The organism is Massiliimalia massiliensis (genome assembly GCF_900155615.1).
Taxonomy (GTDB): Bacteria; Bacillota; Clostridia; order Oscillospirales; family Ruminococcaceae; genus Massiliimalia; species Massiliimalia massiliensis.
Genome location: NZ_FUHT01000002.1, coordinates 505,495 through 522,234, shown reverse-complemented (window position 1 = coordinate 522,234; position 16,740 = coordinate 505,495). Strand labels below are relative to the sequence as shown.

General features: G+C 49.4%; 15 protein-coding genes. 5 read left to right on the top strand and 10 right to left on the bottom strand.

Translation table 11 applies throughout. The features are described 5' to 3' along the window. The first annotated feature begins 48 nt into the window (after nucleotides 1–48). Entirely contained in the window at nucleotides 49–1,551 is a 1,503-nt protein-coding gene (gene pap / locus CZ360_RS02455; RefSeq protein WP_077532599.1) for a polyphosphate:AMP phosphotransferase, read from the top strand. A 52-nt stretch (nucleotides 1,552–1,603) separates the two neighbouring features. Further along, complete coding sequence (locus tag CZ360_RS02450; RefSeq protein WP_077532903.1) at nucleotides 1,604–2,122, top strand: P-loop NTPase family protein; 519 nt, start codon at nucleotides 1,604–1,606, stop codon at nucleotides 2,120–2,122. Between the two features lie 35 nt (nucleotides 2,123–2,157). Here CZ360_RS02450 and CZ360_RS02445 read toward each other — a convergent pair whose 3' ends face one another. The 5 genes from CZ360_RS02445 to CZ360_RS02425 all read right to left on the bottom strand — a co-directional run bounded on the left by CZ360_RS02445 (nucleotide 2,158) and on the right by CZ360_RS02425 (nucleotide 8,341). Beyond that, on the bottom strand, nucleotides 2,158–2,421 hold the full coding sequence (locus CZ360_RS02445; RefSeq protein WP_077532598.1) for a metal-sensing transcriptional repressor: 264 nt from the start codon (nucleotides 2,419–2,421) through the stop codon (nucleotides 2,158–2,160). 11 nt (nucleotides 2,422–2,432) lie between these two features. Beyond that, nucleotides 2,433–4,967 (bottom strand): heavy metal translocating P-type ATPase, encoded by a 2,535-nt coding sequence (locus CZ360_RS02440; RefSeq protein ID WP_077532597.1) that lies wholly within the window; start codon nucleotides 4,965–4,967, stop codon nucleotides 2,433–2,435. A gap of 191 nt (nucleotides 4,968–5,158) precedes the next feature. Next, nucleotides 5,159–6,328: a SpoIIE family protein phosphatase gene (locus CZ360_RS02435; RefSeq protein WP_077532596.1), complete on the bottom strand. Its 1,170-nt coding sequence runs from the start codon at nucleotides 6,326–6,328 to the stop codon at nucleotides 5,159–5,161. Nucleotides 6,329–6,361: 33 nt separating this feature from the next. Next, nucleotides 6,362–8,062 carry a [Fe-Fe] hydrogenase large subunit C-terminal domain-containing protein gene (locus CZ360_RS02430; protein WP_077532595.1) on the bottom strand — a complete coding sequence of 567 codons (1,701 nt, stop codon included), beginning with the start codon at nucleotides 8,060–8,062 and terminating at the stop codon, nucleotides 6,362–6,364. A gap of 24 nt (nucleotides 8,063–8,086) precedes the next feature. Continuing rightward, nucleotides 8,087–8,341 carry a (2Fe-2S) ferredoxin domain-containing protein gene (locus CZ360_RS02425; protein WP_267872670.1) on the bottom strand — a complete coding sequence of 85 codons (255 nt, stop codon included), beginning with the start codon at nucleotides 8,339–8,341 and terminating at the stop codon, nucleotides 8,087–8,089. 231 nt (nucleotides 8,342–8,572) lie between these two features. Here CZ360_RS02425 and CZ360_RS02420 point away from each other — a divergent pair, with 231 nt between their 5' ends. After that, nucleotides 8,573–8,839: an NAD(P)H-dependent oxidoreductase subunit E gene (locus tag CZ360_RS02420; protein WP_077532593.1), complete on the top strand. Its 267-nt coding sequence runs from the start codon at nucleotides 8,573–8,575 to the stop codon at nucleotides 8,837–8,839. A gap of 5 nt (nucleotides 8,840–8,844) precedes the next feature. Further along, nucleotides 8,845–10,344, top strand: a complete 1,500-nt coding sequence (locus CZ360_RS02415; RefSeq protein ID WP_077532592.1) for a 4Fe-4S dicluster domain-containing protein — start codon at nucleotides 8,845–8,847, stop codon at nucleotides 10,342–10,344. Nucleotides 10,345–10,437: 93 nt separating this feature from the next. On the opposite strand, the gene CZ360_RS02410 is transcribed toward CZ360_RS02415, so the two are convergent. The 4 genes from CZ360_RS02410 to CZ360_RS02390 form a co-directional block, all read right to left on the bottom strand. Further along, nucleotides 10,438–12,090: a recombinase family protein gene (locus CZ360_RS02410; RefSeq protein WP_229407969.1), complete on the bottom strand. Its 1,653-nt coding sequence runs from the start codon at nucleotides 12,088–12,090 to the stop codon at nucleotides 10,438–10,440. 101 nt (nucleotides 12,091–12,191) lie between these two features. Next, nucleotides 12,192–12,395, bottom strand: coding sequence for a hypothetical protein (locus tag CZ360_RS02405; protein WP_077532590.1), 204 nt, complete (start codon nucleotides 12,393–12,395; stop codon nucleotides 12,192–12,194). A gap of 33 nt (nucleotides 12,396–12,428) precedes the next feature. Beyond that, complete coding sequence (locus CZ360_RS02400) at nucleotides 12,429–12,842, bottom strand: ribbon-helix-helix domain-containing protein (protein WP_077532589.1); 414 nt, start codon at nucleotides 12,840–12,842, stop codon at nucleotides 12,429–12,431. 516 nt (nucleotides 12,843–13,358) lie between these two features. Further along, entirely contained in the window at nucleotides 13,359–14,405 is a 1,047-nt protein-coding gene (locus tag CZ360_RS02390) for an AAA family ATPase (RefSeq protein WP_077532587.1), read from the bottom strand. Between the two features lie 393 nt (nucleotides 14,406–14,798). On the opposite strand from CZ360_RS02390, the gene CZ360_RS02385 reads away from it, so the two are divergent. Beyond that, nucleotides 14,799–15,176, top strand: coding sequence for an ROK family protein (locus CZ360_RS02385; RefSeq protein ID WP_077532586.1), 378 nt, complete (start codon nucleotides 14,799–14,801; stop codon nucleotides 15,174–15,176). 448 nt (nucleotides 15,177–15,624) lie between these two features. Here the strand turns inward: CZ360_RS02385 and CZ360_RS02380 are convergent, their stop codons facing one another. Beyond that, on the bottom strand, nucleotides 15,625–16,725 hold the full coding sequence (locus CZ360_RS02380) for a DHHW family protein (RefSeq protein ID WP_077532585.1): 1,101 nt from the start codon (nucleotides 16,723–16,725) through the stop codon (nucleotides 15,625–15,627). Nucleotides 16,726–16,740: the final 15 nt, after the last annotated feature.

The window sequence follows — 16,740 nt, the reverse complement described above, 5'->3', positions numbered from 1 at the left end:
AACGGATCGATTTGTTGTATAATAATGGTAGAGAAAGGCGGTGTTCCTATGTTGGAGAAGGTAAACTTAAAACGGGTGATGATTAAAGAGGAATATAAGCAGGAAGCGGCGTTGCTGGAGGAAAGGCTGGGCCTTTTGCAGCAGAGGGTGAAGCAGAACAAGCTGTCTGTACTGATTTTGTTCGACGGCTGGGGCGCCGCAGGAAAGGGCAGCCTGATTTCCAAACTGATTCTCAATTTTGACCCAAGAGGATTCCGGGTACAGTCCTTTGTCGCTGCTGACCAGGCGGAACAGAGACGGCCGCTGCTCTGGCGCTATTGGAACCATATTCCGGCGCAGGGAGAGATTGCAGTATTTGACCGGAGCTGGTACCAGGATATTACGACCGCGCAGTTGGAGAGCAGCTTATCAAAATCGGAGCTGAAAAGGAGAATTCAGAGTATCAAGACAATGGAGCGGCAGCTTTCAGATGACGGGACGCTGTTGCTTAAGTTCTTCCTGCATATTGACCAGAAGGAACAGAAAAAACGGTTCGAGAAGCTGGAGGACAATAAAAACACAGCATGGCGGGTGACAGCACAGGACTGGAAACGAAACAAGCATTATGATGAGTATTATCGTGTGTTTGACCAGGTTCTTACAGAGACCAATACCGATTATGCGCCGTGGCATATTGTCGGCGGACATGACCGGTACAGTGCGGTCATTGACATTTACCGGACAGTGGCGGACGAAATCGAAGCCGCAATTGAACAAAGAGTGGAGAAGCTGGCGCATCCAGTGGTTCTTCCGCCGCAGATTGCATCTCCGGAAGGGTTTGATCTGGTTAGCGTGCCAAAGCTGTCACAGATCAGCCTTTCAAAGCAGATTGAACCGGAACGGTACAAAGAGGAGCTAAAGGACGCGCAGGATACCTTGAAAAAGCTGCACAACAAGCTTTATCGCAAGAAAATCCCGGTTGTGATCGCATATGAGGGCTGGGATGCCGCCGGCAAGGGAGGCAACATCAAGCGGGTCGCGGCAGCGCTTGATCCGAGGGGATATGAAGTGATCCCGATTGCCGCGCCGGATAAAAATGAGCTTGCCCATCATTATCTCTGGCGGTTTTGGAACCGGGTTCCCAAAACCGGACATGTCGCTATTTTTGACCGCACCTGGTATGGGCGCGTTATGGTGGAGCGGATTGAGGGCTTCTGCACCGACGAAGCCTGGCACCGGGCTTATCGGGAAATTAACGAGTTTGAGAAAGAACTGTCCGACTGGGGCGCGGTGATTGTCAAGTTCTGGATTCATATAGACAGCGAAGAGCAGCTCCGGCGCTTCAATGAGAGGCAGAACACGCCCTCCAAGCAATGGAAAATTACTGAAGAGGATTGGAGAAATCGGGACAAGTGGGATCAGTATGAGAACGCGGTGAATGACATGCTCCAGTATACCTCGACTGATTTTGCACCATGGCATATTATCGAATCACAGGACAAAAAATTTGCAAGGGTGAAAGCGCTCCGTGTTCTGATCAGTGCGATTGAAGATCGCCTGGACAGGGAATAACAGCAAACCGGACTGAAGGCAGGTCTCTTGCGCGCGGCAGATGGTGGTGAAGATGCAGTATCAGAGAATTTTAATTATTGGGAACAGCGGGAGTGGGAAATCGACTCTGGCTGTCCGGCTCGGGGAGACGTTGGGACTCCCCGTGACCCATCTGGATCAGCTTTTCTGGCAGGATGGATGGGTTTCTGTTTCCGGGAAGGAATTTGACCGCCGGCTGGAAGAAAGATTGTCCCAACCGGCTTGGGTGATGGACGGCAATTATGACCGAACGCTTCCCTGGCGGATGGAGCGCTGCGACGCAATTGTCCTATTGGATTTTAATCGTTTCACCTGCATGACAGGCGTTCTAAAGCGAATTTTCCATTATCGCGGCCGGACAAGGCCGGATATGGGAGAGGGCTGCCCGGAACGAATTGATGTTTCGTTTCTGATCTGGATTTTATGGACTTTTCCGAGAACCAAAAGACGCAGAGATTTAGAACTGATCCGAAAACATCCGGATAAAAAGGCGTTTATCCTGAAACGGCGCTCACAAATCCCGGAGCTAATCCGGCAGATGCAATCAGAATAATAAAGAACAGGCAGGCGTATTCGCCTGCCTGTTCTTTATTTCGTGAGTTTATCAATTAGAGAGAGAACCTCTTTTAACTTTTCTTCCGAATCTCCTGTTTCCATCGCCTCTTTGACACAATGCTCCATATGTGCGTGGATCACTTCGCGGTTTGTCTTGCGAAGAATGGACTCAGTAGCAAGAAGCTGATTGGAGATGTCGATACAATACCGGTCGTCCTCTACCATCCGGATGATTCCGTCAATCTGGCCGCGCGCAGTTTTCAGCAGGCGCAGAATCACTTGTGGGTCTGCCTTCACAGGAATCCCTCCTATTCGATTGTAACAACTTCATATCCGGCGTCAACAACCGCCTGTTTCAGTGTGTCATCGCTGACCGCACCGGTCAAGGTAACGCGCGCCAGCTTGTTTTCCAGCTCCACAACTGCTTCAACGCCGCCAATTGCGTTCAGCGCTTGCTGCACGTGGTTGGAACAATGCGGGCAGGACATACCGTTAATATGAATGATTTTCTGCATAACAATTTCCTCATTTCTTTCACTTGATTTTATTTCTTGCGTCGCAGGAGCAGCAGAGCGGGCGCGCGGGGTAAACCATTTTAAACGCAGCGCGTTGCTGACTACGAAAACAGAGCTGAAACTCATAGCCGCCGCGGCGAACATAGGGTTGAGCTTTAGTGCAAAGGCGGGGAAAAGAATCCCGGCCGCAAGCGGAATGCCGATGCTGTTATAAAAGAACGCCCAGAAGAGATTCTGCTTGATATTCCGGATCACGGCATGACTGAGCCGAATCGCGGACACTACATCCAACAGGTCGCTGCGCATCAGCACTACGTCTGCGGATTCAATTGCAATATCTGTCCCGGCTCCGATAGCGACGCCGACGTCAGCACGCGCCAGTGCGGGCGCGTCGTTAATCCCATCGCCGATCATAGCGACGACCTTCCCATCTTCCTGTAGTTTACGGATTTGGGCCTCCTTCTCTTGCGGAAGTACATCCGAAATCACCGTTGGAATGCCCGCCTGCTGACGGATTGCCTCTGCGGTTTTCGCGTTGTCGCCCGTCAGCATGATGACGTCGATCCCCATCTGGGTGAGTTCGGAAACCGCCTGCCGACTGGTTGGCTTGATTGGGTCGGCAACCGCTATCACGCCGAGCAGCTTCTCCTCATTTGCAAAGAAAAGCGGCGTTTTCCCCTCGCCGGCAAACTGTTCAGCGCGGCTCTGCAGATCCTGGAAGGGAAGCTTTTGCATTTCCATCATCAGCCGGTTTCCGGCATAATAATGTTTTCCGTCAATTACAGCGGAAATCCCCTGTCCCTCTGTGGCTTGGAAGCCGTCCGCCTGTAGAAACGGGATATTTTGTGTGTTTGCGTATTCTACAATAGCGTTTCCCAGAGGATGTCCCGATAGCTGTTCAAGGGAAGCGGCGATCTGGATCAGGCTGGAAAGCGGAACGCCTTCTGTAGGCAGGACGTCAGTAACCGACGGCTTTCCCTCGGTTACAGTGCCGGTTTTATCCAATACGACTGTCCCAACCTTGTGTGCCGTTTCCAGCGCTTCCGCCGATTTCATCAGGATTCCGTTCTCCGCACCCTTTCCCGTTCCGACCATAATGGCGGTCGGGGTCGCCAATCCCAGTGCGCAGGGGCAGGATATTACCAAGACAGAAATCCCGATTGAGAGCGCGAATTCAAAGGTCGCGCCGGTAAGCAGCCAAATAACGGTTGCCAGGACAGCCACACCGATTACGATCGGGACAAAAATTCCACTGACCTTATCGGCCAGTTTTGCAATCGGCGCTTTGGAGGAAGAAGCTTCTTCCACGAGGTCAATAATCTGCGCTAGGGTTGTATCGTCGCCAACTTTTTTCGCCTGGAACACCAGATAGCCCGAGGAGACAATGCCTGCGCCGGTTATAGGATCGCCTGCCTTTTTTTCCACCGGGATGCTCTCGCCGGTCAGGGCGGATTCATCTACCGAACCGGCGCCTTCTGTGATAATACCATCTACTGGAACAGTTTCGCCCGCCTTCACACGGATATAGTCGCCGACCAGTACTTCTTCCACAGGAATCGTCTGTTCCTGTCCGTCGCGGATGACGGTAGCCGTTTTCGGTGTCAGGTCGATCAGCTTCCGGATTGCGTCGCTGGTTTTCCCTTTCGCGCGGGATTCCATATATTTCCCGACAGTAATGAGCGCCAAAATCATAGCCGCGGATTCAAAATAGAGATCCATTTGATATTCGTGCACCAGATGCATATCCTGGATACCAAGTCCGTATCCGATCTTATAGATAGCAAAAATCCCATAAACAATCGCTGCAGTAGAGCCAAGAGCGATCAGGGAATCCATATTTGGAGAGCGGCGCCAGAGGTTCCGGAATCCGTTTTTAAAATAGGAAAAGTTCACATAAACAACCGGCAGCATCAGCAAAAACTGGGTGAATGCAAACGCGATTGCATTCTGTGTTCCTTCAAGAAAGGCGGGCATGGGAACATGCCACATATGTCCCATGGAGATATAAAATAACGGAATGGTAAAAACCAGGGAAATGATGAGACGATGCTTCATTGATTTCTGCTGTGCAATCGCTGGATCCTCTGTAGGGACAGCCGCGCCTTTTTTTGCCTGCCGCTTGGCATGCAGGCTGGCACCGTAGCCGGCATCTTCCACAGCGCTGATAATTTTCTTCACGCTGGTTTGGTCGTTAAACACCACGGACATGGCGTTGCTTAAGAGGTTTACGTTGACCTCTTCAACTCCCTCAAGCTCTGCAACCTTTTTTTCCACCCGCGCGGAACAGGCCGAGCAGGTCATACCAGTAATATCGAATTTTTCTTTCATTCTATCACCTCACTACCCATACACCCGGTGGGGGTGTATTGAGTATAGCATTTTATCTCTTATTTGTCAAGAGAGGATGAGTATAGTTTGCCTGTAAATAGAAAAATTAGACATGGAATTTTTTTGAACAGCAAAGAGCAAGGCTGCCGGAGAGATCTCTCCGGCAGCCTTCTTCTTTGCTGTTATCCAAATCAATAGTAGGATAAGGTCACTTTCTTTCCCGTTTTTTCGATTTCGGCAGCCAGTTCTTTGATCAAATTTAATTTTAGGCCCAGCGAAATTGGCATTCCGGGATTCTGATGCGCAGGATTGAGCGCGCGGCCAACCAGAAAATCCACCTGGGTGGACTCTTCCAAAAACAGTCTGGCCAAACGGGTTGCCCCGTCATTTTTTTTGAGGTTGAAGGGTTCGTAGGAACCATCCTCCGCTGTGATCTTCTTGAGGATTTCCAACGCCTTTCCAAGGGTCAGGACGCCCTCTGTCACCAGATCGATTCCCTGCATATGCGCAATCGGCGGAACCGCCGGGTTTTCGTAATCAATCGATACGGTAACCTCTTTCCCGGTCAGCTTGCTGACGATCTGGCTGGTGGTGCCTCCGCACACTACCTTGATTCCCTTGGAATGCATCAGGCGGTCTACCACTTCCCTGTCCTTTTCCTTGTCGACCGGAGGGCCGACCATGACGGTGGCCGGGCGGTTTTCCTTGACAAGGAGAGTACAGACAGTGCTGTCATCCCCCGGCTCCTGCATGTAAAGGGTGTTGACCGCACCCAGGATATTTTTGGTCAGCGCCAGCGGGGAGGTATCCTTTTTCACACTGTCAGTGATAAAATTTACTGCGTTGTCATATTGCCAGCCCAGGTCGAGCAGACGTCCAACGCCGGCATGCACTACACCGTCCGAGAAAGCGATCAGGATATCGCCGAGCTGAGTCTGAAAGGTGCTGATCAGGACTTCCTTCCCGTCAATATTCCGGCTTTCCCGTTCAATTTCCTGAAGTTTTCCGTCTCGGTAATGCAGTGCGTTGGGGTTGTCAAATTCGGCCATATAGACATGCCCGTTTTTGTCAACCCGGATAATGGTAAAGGTAGAATAGGCAATATTTCGCTCGTGGCAGACGGGCAGTGTTTTTGCAATTGTTTCAATTGCCTCATCCAGCGTCGCGCCTTCCTTTAACATGGTACTGATGATTTTACTGGTTAAGGTGGAGAGGATATTTGCCTTCACACCGCTTCCCAGCCCGTCAGCGAGAACCAGGATACAATAGTTGTCTTCCCGGATAAATTCTACATTGTCGCCGCAGAGCTCTTCTCCAAAATGGAACAGGCTGTCATACGAGACATCGATAAAATATTCCAAACAAGTACACCTGCTTTCTGCAAATGGAAGAGGTTACTGATTTTGTTCTTCCATGGATTTTTTCAGTTTGGTGAGCGCCACCTTGGTTTCTGCGGTGGTCTCGCCCAGAAGGCTTGCGATCTCCTGCGCTACGGTCATCTGCTTTTCGATAACCTTCTGCGCGACGGAGACAGTATGCTCCCGCAGGCCGGCCAACTCCTGCTTCCGGCTTTCCTCTTCGCTGATATCCTTGATGAAAGCGAGATACATGTTGTGCGGCTTAATATACAGAATACTCTGTTCGCAGAACTTATCGTCCAGGCCGATTTTTTTCACCTTGACGCAATCCTCTTTTTTGGCGTCCTCAAAATCTGTCTCACCATAGAAAACAGGCGGGAGCTCGCCAACCCAGTCCTGCTTGTTAATCCCAAGCAACGCTTCAGCGGTCGGGTTTAAATCCAGCAGACGCTGGTCACCGTCAAAGACCAAGATCCCGTTTGGAGAGAATTCCAGAACCGTATTGGACATATTTTCCGCCTGCTGACGGAAATAGGGCAGGCACATGTGGATGTCCGCCTTGCCCTGATATACAGCTACCGCCTTGGCACGGCAGGACGGATAACCGCAGCTTCCGCAGTTTAACTCATCCTCCGGCGTATGTTTCCCAATAGTAGCCAGAATTTGACGGATATCCTCCTCAGTCGGCATTGGCCGCTGAGCAGAACGGTTCGCGAATACTCTTGGATGGGTAAAGGCGTTGCGGGTAGTGGCGGCCGGGGTATCGTCATACGGCATCGGGTCATCATCCAGATTAAACTGGGACAGATGCGGGTTTTTATGCTTGCTGCGCAGAACCGGCCCGCCGAGACAGCCGCCTTTGCAGGTATTCGCTTCGATAAAGAGTCCCTGAATCGAATCATCATTTTTCAGAGTTTCAAACAGGTCGATGCAGTCGCTGATGCCGTCCACGCTCACCTTGCGGTATTTCTGCTTGAACAGCCGGTCACTGATGGTCTGGATAATCCCAAACGGCTTTGGATAGAGGCGGGATACCGGGTTGAGTACTCCAACCGTATCCGGGTCAGGTGTTTCGCTGAAGGCGATGCCTTCCTGCTGCATCCAATTTTCCAACCCCGAAAAGGTGATTGCATAATCCACAAGCCCGCCGGCCAGACGGTCGGAGGCCTCCTCTTTTTTGGCAATACAAGGGCCTAAAAAGACAACACGGATGTCATTCCCGTAGGTTTCCCGCATCAGCTTTGCGTGCGCCATCATCGGGGAAGCGACCGGGGCAAGATACTTAATCAGCTCTGGATAATGCCGTTCTACCAGCATCACGATAGAGGAGCATGCGGTGACAATAATGTTTCCCATCTGCCCGTCAACCAGCAGGTGGCTGTATTCACGGGATACCTCGTTAGCGCCGATTGCAGTTTCCTCTACACCTGCAAAACCCATTTTTTTCAATGTTGCGCTTAGGGTGGGGAAATCTATCCCATAATATGCGGTATAGCTTGGAGCGACGGAAACATAGACCTTCTCACCACGGTCAAGCAGATCTTTTACATAGCCGCATTGGTTTTTGACATATTTAGCGTTCTGCGGACATACGTCGACGCAGGTTCCGCACAGGATGCACTCGTCGTCGATCACTGTGGCGCGCCCGTCCTTAAAGCGGATTGCTTTTAACGGACAGTTGCGGATACATTTATAGCAGTTCTGACAGTTGCCGGTATTTAATTCAATAATGCTCATGCACAAACATCCTTTCTGTTGGCGTTATTTTGCAAAAGGAAGGATAAATTGGTTGAATATTTCCTCTGCGTTGGCAAACCCGACGTTTTCGATGGGCTCATCATTGACGGTCACCGCGATTCCGCTGGAACATCTGCCCATGCAGAAAGCGGCTTTCAGGGCAACCTGATCCTCCAAATGCAGTGACTCTATCATCTTTTTAAAGGTGGTAATTACCTGATAGGAACCTTTTAGGTGACAGGAACTACCCACGCAGACTTTCACTTCTACCATTGCCATTCTCCTTTGGTTTTTTATTTGCCAGCGCCCCAGTCCGAGAGGCACAATACGACATATTATACAATAATATCATACAATGAAAGCCAAAAGATATCAAGCTGTAAAATATACAAGTTTTATAGTGAAAATTTTATCAATCGTCAGCCGGATTGCCTTGACGAGCCTTGTCTGGATACGATATAATGAAGCCAGCGGATATTTTTATGATAAAGCCAAAGGGGGCGGAATAAAGTGAAACGGTTGCAAGTTCAGGTATGTGCCTGTAATAAATGTATTATGATGGGCGCGATGGAGATTATGGATAGTATTGAAAGCTTGAAGAAGCTGAAGGTTCAGCTTCGGCTGCAAACCCAGATTGATGTGGCGATGGACAAAAAAATCTGCGGATGTCTGAGCGATGACGCTTCGCCGGTTGTCGTGATCAATGAAGAAGTAATTGAGCGCGCCACGCCGGAAATTGTTATGGAAAAAATTGTGAAACTCACGCAAAGGAAGTGATATGAGTGAGAGGAGTTTATACCCCTGTTACGAAATTAAGACGCCAGGTTTTCACCGAGATTGCAAAGCTTGCCTATGAGGAGAAAGACCTGTCCTATATTGAGCAGCTCCCCTATAAGATCATTCCGGGTGAGGTTGCCAAATACCGCGACAGCATCTTTAAGGAGCGCGCGATTGTCGGAGAACGGCTCCGTCTTGCCATGGGGCTTCCGCTGCGTCCGGTCGGGGAGCATCAGCCGGTTGCCAATGGAGTAGAGGACTGCGCAAAGCCGGAAATCTTTTACCAGCCTCCGCTGGTTAATGTGATTCCGTTTGCCTGCAACGCGTGTCCGACGAATACGGTAGAAGTGACCAACAACTGCCGCGGATGCCTAGCGCACCCTTGTACGAATGTCTGCCCGATGAAAGCAGTTTCGATTGTCAATGGCAGAAGCGTGATTGACCAGGAGAAATGCGTCAAGTGCGGCAGATGCGTTGAGGTGTGCCCATACAGCGCCATTGTTAAATATGACCGGCCCTGCGCCGCGGCCTGCGGGGTGGATGCGATTGGCAGCGACGAGCTGGGACGGGCGAAGATCGATTATGATAAATGCGTGTCCTGCGGCCAGTGCCTGGCAAGCTGCCCGTTCGCGGCTATTGCGGACAAATCGGAAATTTTCCAGCTCATTACCGCGATAAAGCATGGGCATAAGGTAATCGCTGAGGTGGCGCCCGCGTTTGTCGGCCAGTTCGGGCCTCTGGCAACGCCTGAAAAGGTGTTTGAGGGACTTAGACAGCTTGGCTTTGCCGATGTTTACGAAGTAGCTGTTGGAGCAGATTTGGGCGCTGTGGAAGAGGCGCATCACTTTGCGCATAAGGTTGCGACTGGGGAACAGCAGTTCCTGGCGACCTCCTGCTGTCCGTCCTGGTCCGTAATGGCGAAAACACTCTTTCCAAAAGTGGCGGACTGCGTTTCTGACGCGCTCACACCGATGGTGGCGACAGCACGAATTATCAAAAAGGAACATCCGGATGCAAAAATTGTCTTTATCGGGCCCTGCGCGGCGAAGAAGCTTGAGGCGCAGCGCCGGACGGTAAAGAGTGATGTGGATTTTGTCATTACCTTTGAAGAGCTGATGGGCATGTTCGTTGCAAAGGACATTGAGTTTGGCGATATGGAACAGGCCGAACCGGTGGAGCAGGCTACGGCCGCGGGGCGCGGCTATGCTGTATCCGGCGGGGTTGCGGATGCGATTGCACAGGCAGTGCATGACCTGTATCCTGATATCGATTTTAAGGTAGACCGTGCGGAGGGCCTGAGGGAATGCCGCAAAATGATGACGATGGCCAACGCGGGAAAACGCAACGGCTATCTGCTGGAGGGGATGGCCTGCCCGGGCGGATGTGTGGCCGGCGCCGGGACGATCCTGCCGATCAAGAAAGCGCAGACCTCTGTCAAGCAGTTTAAGGATCAATCCAAGCTGCAGCAGGCGGTTGAAAACCCACTGGTAGAAAATAATAAATAAACGAAACACCGCGGAAGATTAGCGTTGTGTCGTTAGGGAGTAATTGAAAGTAGTATGTAACCGGAAGGCGTTTTGCCTTCCGGTTGCTGCTTTTTAGGCAGTCTGTTGTATGGGACGCATCACTTGTTCTAAGGCAGGCATACCGTTCTGTTCGGGCAATTGAAACGCATAATGAATGATGATTGGATTTCCGCAGGTGCGGGAATATTTTTCGAATTTTTCATACACCTCAATCCTGCGGATAAACACCCGCAATAGTTCCGGTGTCAGCTTTGGCATCTCGATATAGGATTTTGCTTTATCCATAAATCCCCATATGCACATTTCCCGCATATCCATTTGGTCGATACGCTCGGTAATGGATTTTAATTCCTGCCGTAGTTCTGCTTGTTCCTGTTCATATCCGCCGGACATTACATCGTACCGTTCCGGTGACAGCCGTCCGCATACTCTGTCCTCATACAAGCACCGGATGATGTTATCCAGTTCCTTGATGCGCTTTTCAATCTGTGCCTTTTCTCGCTCTGCGGTTTTGTAGAATTTTTTTGCTTCTGCTTCGCCGTTCTGTGTTGCCATTGCATAGAATTCTTCCGGCTGTTCTCTTGCATAGGCGGTTACTGTTTTCAGATTATGCAGCACAATTTGGTCAAGCACACTTTCTCGGATATAGTGCATCGTGCAATCGGTCGTGCGCTTTTTGTGTCCGGCACAGGCAAAGACATTTTCTTTTGCTCTGTGCAGATACAACCGTTTTCCGCAGTCACCGCAGAAAAGGTATCCGGCGTATTTGTCCGTTTCACCATGCTTGTCCGGCCGTCTACGCCCTTCGTAATGTTTCTGAACCAAGTCGAAAGTTTTACGGTCAACAATCGCTTCGTGCGTATTTTCAAAGATGAGAATATTTTCGGGATCATTTTTCAGCCGTTTCTTCAGCTTGTTCGACTTGGAATAGGTTTTGAAGTTAACGGTATCGCCGACATATTCACGATTTTCAAGCATTTTGCGAACCGTTGTCTGTGCCCAATGATACGGTCGGGTCAAATCCGGCTGTCCCGACTTACTTCCCGTAGTTTTAAACGCATATACGCTTGGTGATACAACCTGTTCTTCGGAAAGTTTGTCGCATATTTTTCCGACGCCCATACCGTTTGCGCACATCTCAAAAATGCGTTTGACAATCGGCGCAGTTTCGGGATCGGGAATCAGTTCCTTTTTGTTGTCCGGATTGCGCATATACCCATAGGGCGTTGCACTGCTGACTCGCTCACCGCGTTCACCCTTTGCTCTCTGTACCGCACGGATTTTGCGGCTGGTATCTCTCGCATAAAAATCGTTGAAGTAGTTTTTTATGCCGGAGAAATCGCTGACGCCTTTTGCGCTGTCCACGCCGTCGCCTACGGCAATGAACCGTACATCGTATTGCGGGAAGGTAATCTCCATCAGCATTCCTGTCTGTAAATAATCTCTGCCGAGCCTTGATTGGTCTTTGACGATTACGATTCCGACCTTGCCGCATTCCACATCGGTCATCAGCCGTTTGAAATCGGGGCGATTAAAATCGGCGCCTGAGAATCCGTCATCCACATAAAACCGGATGTTCGGGAATCGGTGTTCCTCTGCGTACTTCTGCAGCATCAGCCTTTGGTTTTCAATGGACAGCGATTCGCCAAGTCTTTCATCCTCTTGGCTGAGCCTGCAATAAAGCGCGGTTATTAAATTTTTGTTTGTATTTTCGGTTGATTTCAATTTACACATTTCCTTTCCGAGCGAGGCTTCGCTCTGTCAAGCCGAATAGGATACGACCACAACATATCACTACTCCGGTCAAAAGTCCAGCGGCAATACCACTAACTTTTTTGACCGTTTATCAGATATTCGAATTTGTTCTTTGCTAATTCTGCATCCGTTCCGATAGGAAAGCAAGCCATAACGGGATATTGCTTTCTCTCAACTGTCAGTACATAACCAAGACCGATATGCTGTTTTTCTTCTCTTAGTCTGAGAACCTTCTCACGCCTTTTTCGTAGTAATTCAAAATCAATATTCTTCATAAAAATCCTTTCTGCCTTTCGACTGTATAAAAATTAAAGTGACTGTGTATCTCTGCGTTTGAATAAATCATCCAGCCGGACTTTACCTCTTGTCCGGCGGACATTTCGAACCGCTTCTTTGCGCATTTCTTCAAGCTCTGCCGGAGTGAAATCCAATGCTTCCGAGAACATCCGCATGATGAGTTCCATCTCCACAGCGTAGCGGAACATACTTTTAGCGATTTGTAAGGTCTGCTTTTCGCTCATCTGCGCGATTGCTCTCGACAGCTTGTCGCTGATCACCGTATCGTTTTCGCCCAGCAGCTTGTCCGCAATCAAGTTATCTACGGCAGAGGAAACAAAATCATTGCGGGAACGGTAATCATATTTTTTAATTGCGCCGTCCATTTTCTCTACCGTTTCTTTGTCCAGATACAGGCTGATTCTCTGTTTGTATTCCAAATCCATATTTTTGCTCCTTTCAGGCATTACACCAAAGTGCAACGCCTGAATTTTTTGCCCGAAACGGCGTTGTTTCGGGCTTTTGTGTTTTTTGAAACCCCTTTTCCGACGCCAAAGTCTGAAACAGGTGCACCTGCAACCCCTAATTTCAGCGAATGTGAAAATCGCTGAAAAGTGGCGTAACCACGCTGTTCTTCGGTCGGCATTGCCGTCCGATGTGAGCCGCAGCGACGCCTTTAGGTGCCGCTGCTTTCTCCTGCTTGCTTTTCGACCCTGAAAAATTGCCGCTGCAACCCCGTATCATTTGCTGAAGGATTCTGTACGCTTCCTGCTGACTGTTTGAGCCGTTCTGTTCGCCCCACAAACTGCCCACAACGGCTTTTCTTCCGCTCGGTCGGGTGTGTAGTGCCCTTGTTCTTTTACTTGCCAAAAATCGCGCGACAGGGGGTGATTATTTTCCTGTGACGATTGTGACGATATTTTTGGGAGCAGAGGCTGTGACGATACCGTCATCCCGACAAATCAAGCTGTGGCAAGGGCTTGCGGACTCTGTGACGATTCTTTTCCGCACACAGTTTCAATCGTCATATCGTCATTACCGTCATAGACAATCAGCAGCTCTCTGCGCTTGCCTGTCCGGCTGCAGGTAAATTCTATGCCCATATTTTTTAACTCTTTTTCATACCGATTCAGTTTCCGTGTGAGAACATTTCCGTTAATCCCGCCGCCCAGCTTTTCGGACAGCTCGCTTGCCGTTCCGCAGAATTCTTTTTCTGCCGTAAGGTAAGTCATCAGCAGAGAGAAGAAAAGTTCGCACTTTAATGAATTGACAATCGGCGTGTCACTTGAAACAAATGTCCATTCGTTTGTCTCTTCGTCCATGCGGATATTCAGAATCTGTTCCTCCACATCTCTGCCTTTGATATACAGCTTGGCGTCCTTGTCTCCGACATTCTCACGCTTGAGAACATAACTGCCGTCCGCTGCACCGAGCAATCCGGTTGAGCCTGTCACCATATTGTGCGGATCGCTGTCGAACTGTTTGCGCAGATGCTGTACGACCACAACGGCGATACGATATTTGTCCGCAAGTGCTTTCAACAATCCGATGTCTTGGTAGTCGGTCGCATACAGATTGGACTCTCCGCTGTTTTCACGAACTTTTTGCAGCGTATCAATGATGACGAGATTGGTGTCGGGATGCTCTGTGATAAATTCTTCAATTTGCTCACACAGTCCATCTGATAAAGATTTGGACAGCGTTGCGAAGTGAAGATTTTCCGGCGCATCCTCGGTCAGATCCATCAGCCGCTGCTGGATACGGTTGAGGCTGTCCTCAAGACACAGCGACAACACCGTTCCTTTTTCTGTTTGTAAATTCCAGAACGATTTTCCCTGCGCTACCCGCAGAGAGAGCAGGAGCAGTAACCACGATTTTCCGGTTTTGGCGGCTCCGGCGAGGATGTGCAAGCCCTGCGGTAACAGGCTGTCTACCACAAACCGAATCTGCGGCAGCTGCATATCCAACAGGGTTTGTCCGTCTATGGTTTTGATTTTTTCTTTTTTCATGCTGTTTTCCTTTCTTAATTTTTTGATTTTCGACTGGCTCCGATTGCAGAACAATCATAGGCGCATCAGCTCCTTTCAAAATTTTATGTACGCTCCTGAGACAAGTAGAGCAGTATTCTTTTTGCAGGCAAAACAAAAAAGCCGTTACATACGCAAACGAATAACAGTGAGAGAATTTCCCTCACTTCAGTTATTCGCCTATGTATGTAACGGCTTCAAATAATCTTAAGCCAAAGCTGCAACCTATGAACGGCTGCAATGTATTTTCATTATGTTCCAGCGACTATTCAGTTGTAAGGATCAAGATTGGTATCTTAATCCAACCAAAGTGTACCACAGGAAATAAATGTTTGTCAAGGCCTGTGAATATTTTGTTTCCAGTATGGGCATACTATGGATAAGCTCAGCGAGTGCCACAGCACCGGACGCGAAACGCTCATGGACAAGATTGTAGCGAAAAACGAAGGCCGCATTTCCGGAAAAACCGCATTCTCCGCTATGAAATCGGGAGATGCTGCAGCGACAGAGGTTGTCGAAGATTACATTGACTATCTTGCCTGCGGACTTACTAACATTCTCCGCATCTTCCAGCCCGATGTGCTTTCGATCGGCGGCGGAATATGCAACGAAGGAGACAACCTTCTCGTTCCGCTGAAGAAAAAGATCGACGAGATGCTTCATCTGCCCGATTATGCAAAGAAAACCGAAATCAAGATCGCAGAAATGGGCAACGACGCAGGCATCATCGGCGCCGCAACGCTCGGAATGTAATCAGACATTGCAGCCGATAAATTTCCCGACAGCATACACGTCGGTTTCTTTCGCAAACAGGCAGGATTATAACATTAAAAAAGGCAGCCGCACATGAACGGCTGCCTTTTCGTGTTTTATGCTTCACCCAGCTTCTCTTCTCTGCCCCAAACTGAACAAACACCGCGCTGAAGAATGACGACATAATCAATTGCACTCAGATGTGAGTGAGGAAACAACATTACACTGCTATCCCAAAAACAGATATTAAACTTACAAACATTGACGGCTTGCGCGCCCTTGCCTTGGTGTCCGGCTTCTCAAAAAAGCTGCCTTGACTTTCAACCGTAATAACCCACAGCGCTCTATATAATAATGCCGTTGTTTTATCTCTTTTTGAGACTGTCTACACCGGATCTCGCCCAACGTTGACAGCTTTTTTCGTTTTCATCATAGATGTAGTTCCTCATTACTTTATCGTTTCGCTGTTATTGATGACCGATGCGGAATAAAGAAACAGCGCATCGTCTGTTTTCGTAAAGTCGATCTGCTTTCCGAGAGAGGAAGGCGAGATATAGCGGATATCGACAAGCGTTATTTCGGAATAGCCCGCTGTAAGAAGCGGTGCTATACTGCTGCCGAACGAATCCCGGAAAACGATGAGCCGCCGTTCTTTCGCGGCATTCGGGTTTGTGATTCTGATGATCGAACGCGCACCGCCGAGGAACATTTCATAAGGATCTCTGCCTGCGGCAGCGCTGAGATCATAAACAGGAATGTCAGACGATGTCTCGGCATTATATACCTTAAGGCTCCGTATCACCGCGTTATCGAGATAGAAAAGCCTCTCCGGTGCGTGCGGGAGGGCTGCCTGACCGTAATAGACGCCGTAAAAAGAAACGCCCGCGTCATGCTTTTCACACTTTCCCATCCGCTCCGTGCCCATTTTATCCGCAATTTCGTCGGCAACCTTCAGTATTCTTTCCTGGCGCCAGTGTGAATCGGTGTAATAGAAATCATCAGCCGACAGAAGCCCTGAAATATCAATATGCCTTGCCTCCGGAAATCCGTTTTCGAGGCGTTTGACAATAGCCTTGTAATCCTTGTCCGGATAGCCGTTTGGCGATGCAATAAAAACATTTTTATCGGGTATTACCGACAGATATGTCTTTGTTCCGCTGTTCCGGAGATAAGCGTCATACACATACCGAAACCGCTGTGCGGCACGGTCAACCGAATCGAAGTCCGTCGGAAAATCCAGCTTTGAGAGGTGCTCTCCGACGGAATAAAGTCCGTTGTTATCCTTTTGCATAAACACCTTTGCATTTGCGGCCGCTTTGAGTGTTCGAAAGCCGTCCCGCAGCGGAAACTGGTCGAGCATATAGTTTTCAAAGCCGTTCACAAAGCTGCCGTTTGCAACCGACGAGAAGGACAGCGTGGGGCATTTCGCAAGATGCCGTCTTTCGACTGTCGATTCATCGGCGTCGGGCAAAATCCAAAACCAAGCGGCAAAAACCGCAATGAAACCAAGTGACAAAACCAATGTAAGTATTTGTTGGGTTTTCTTCATAATACTCCTCCGGGG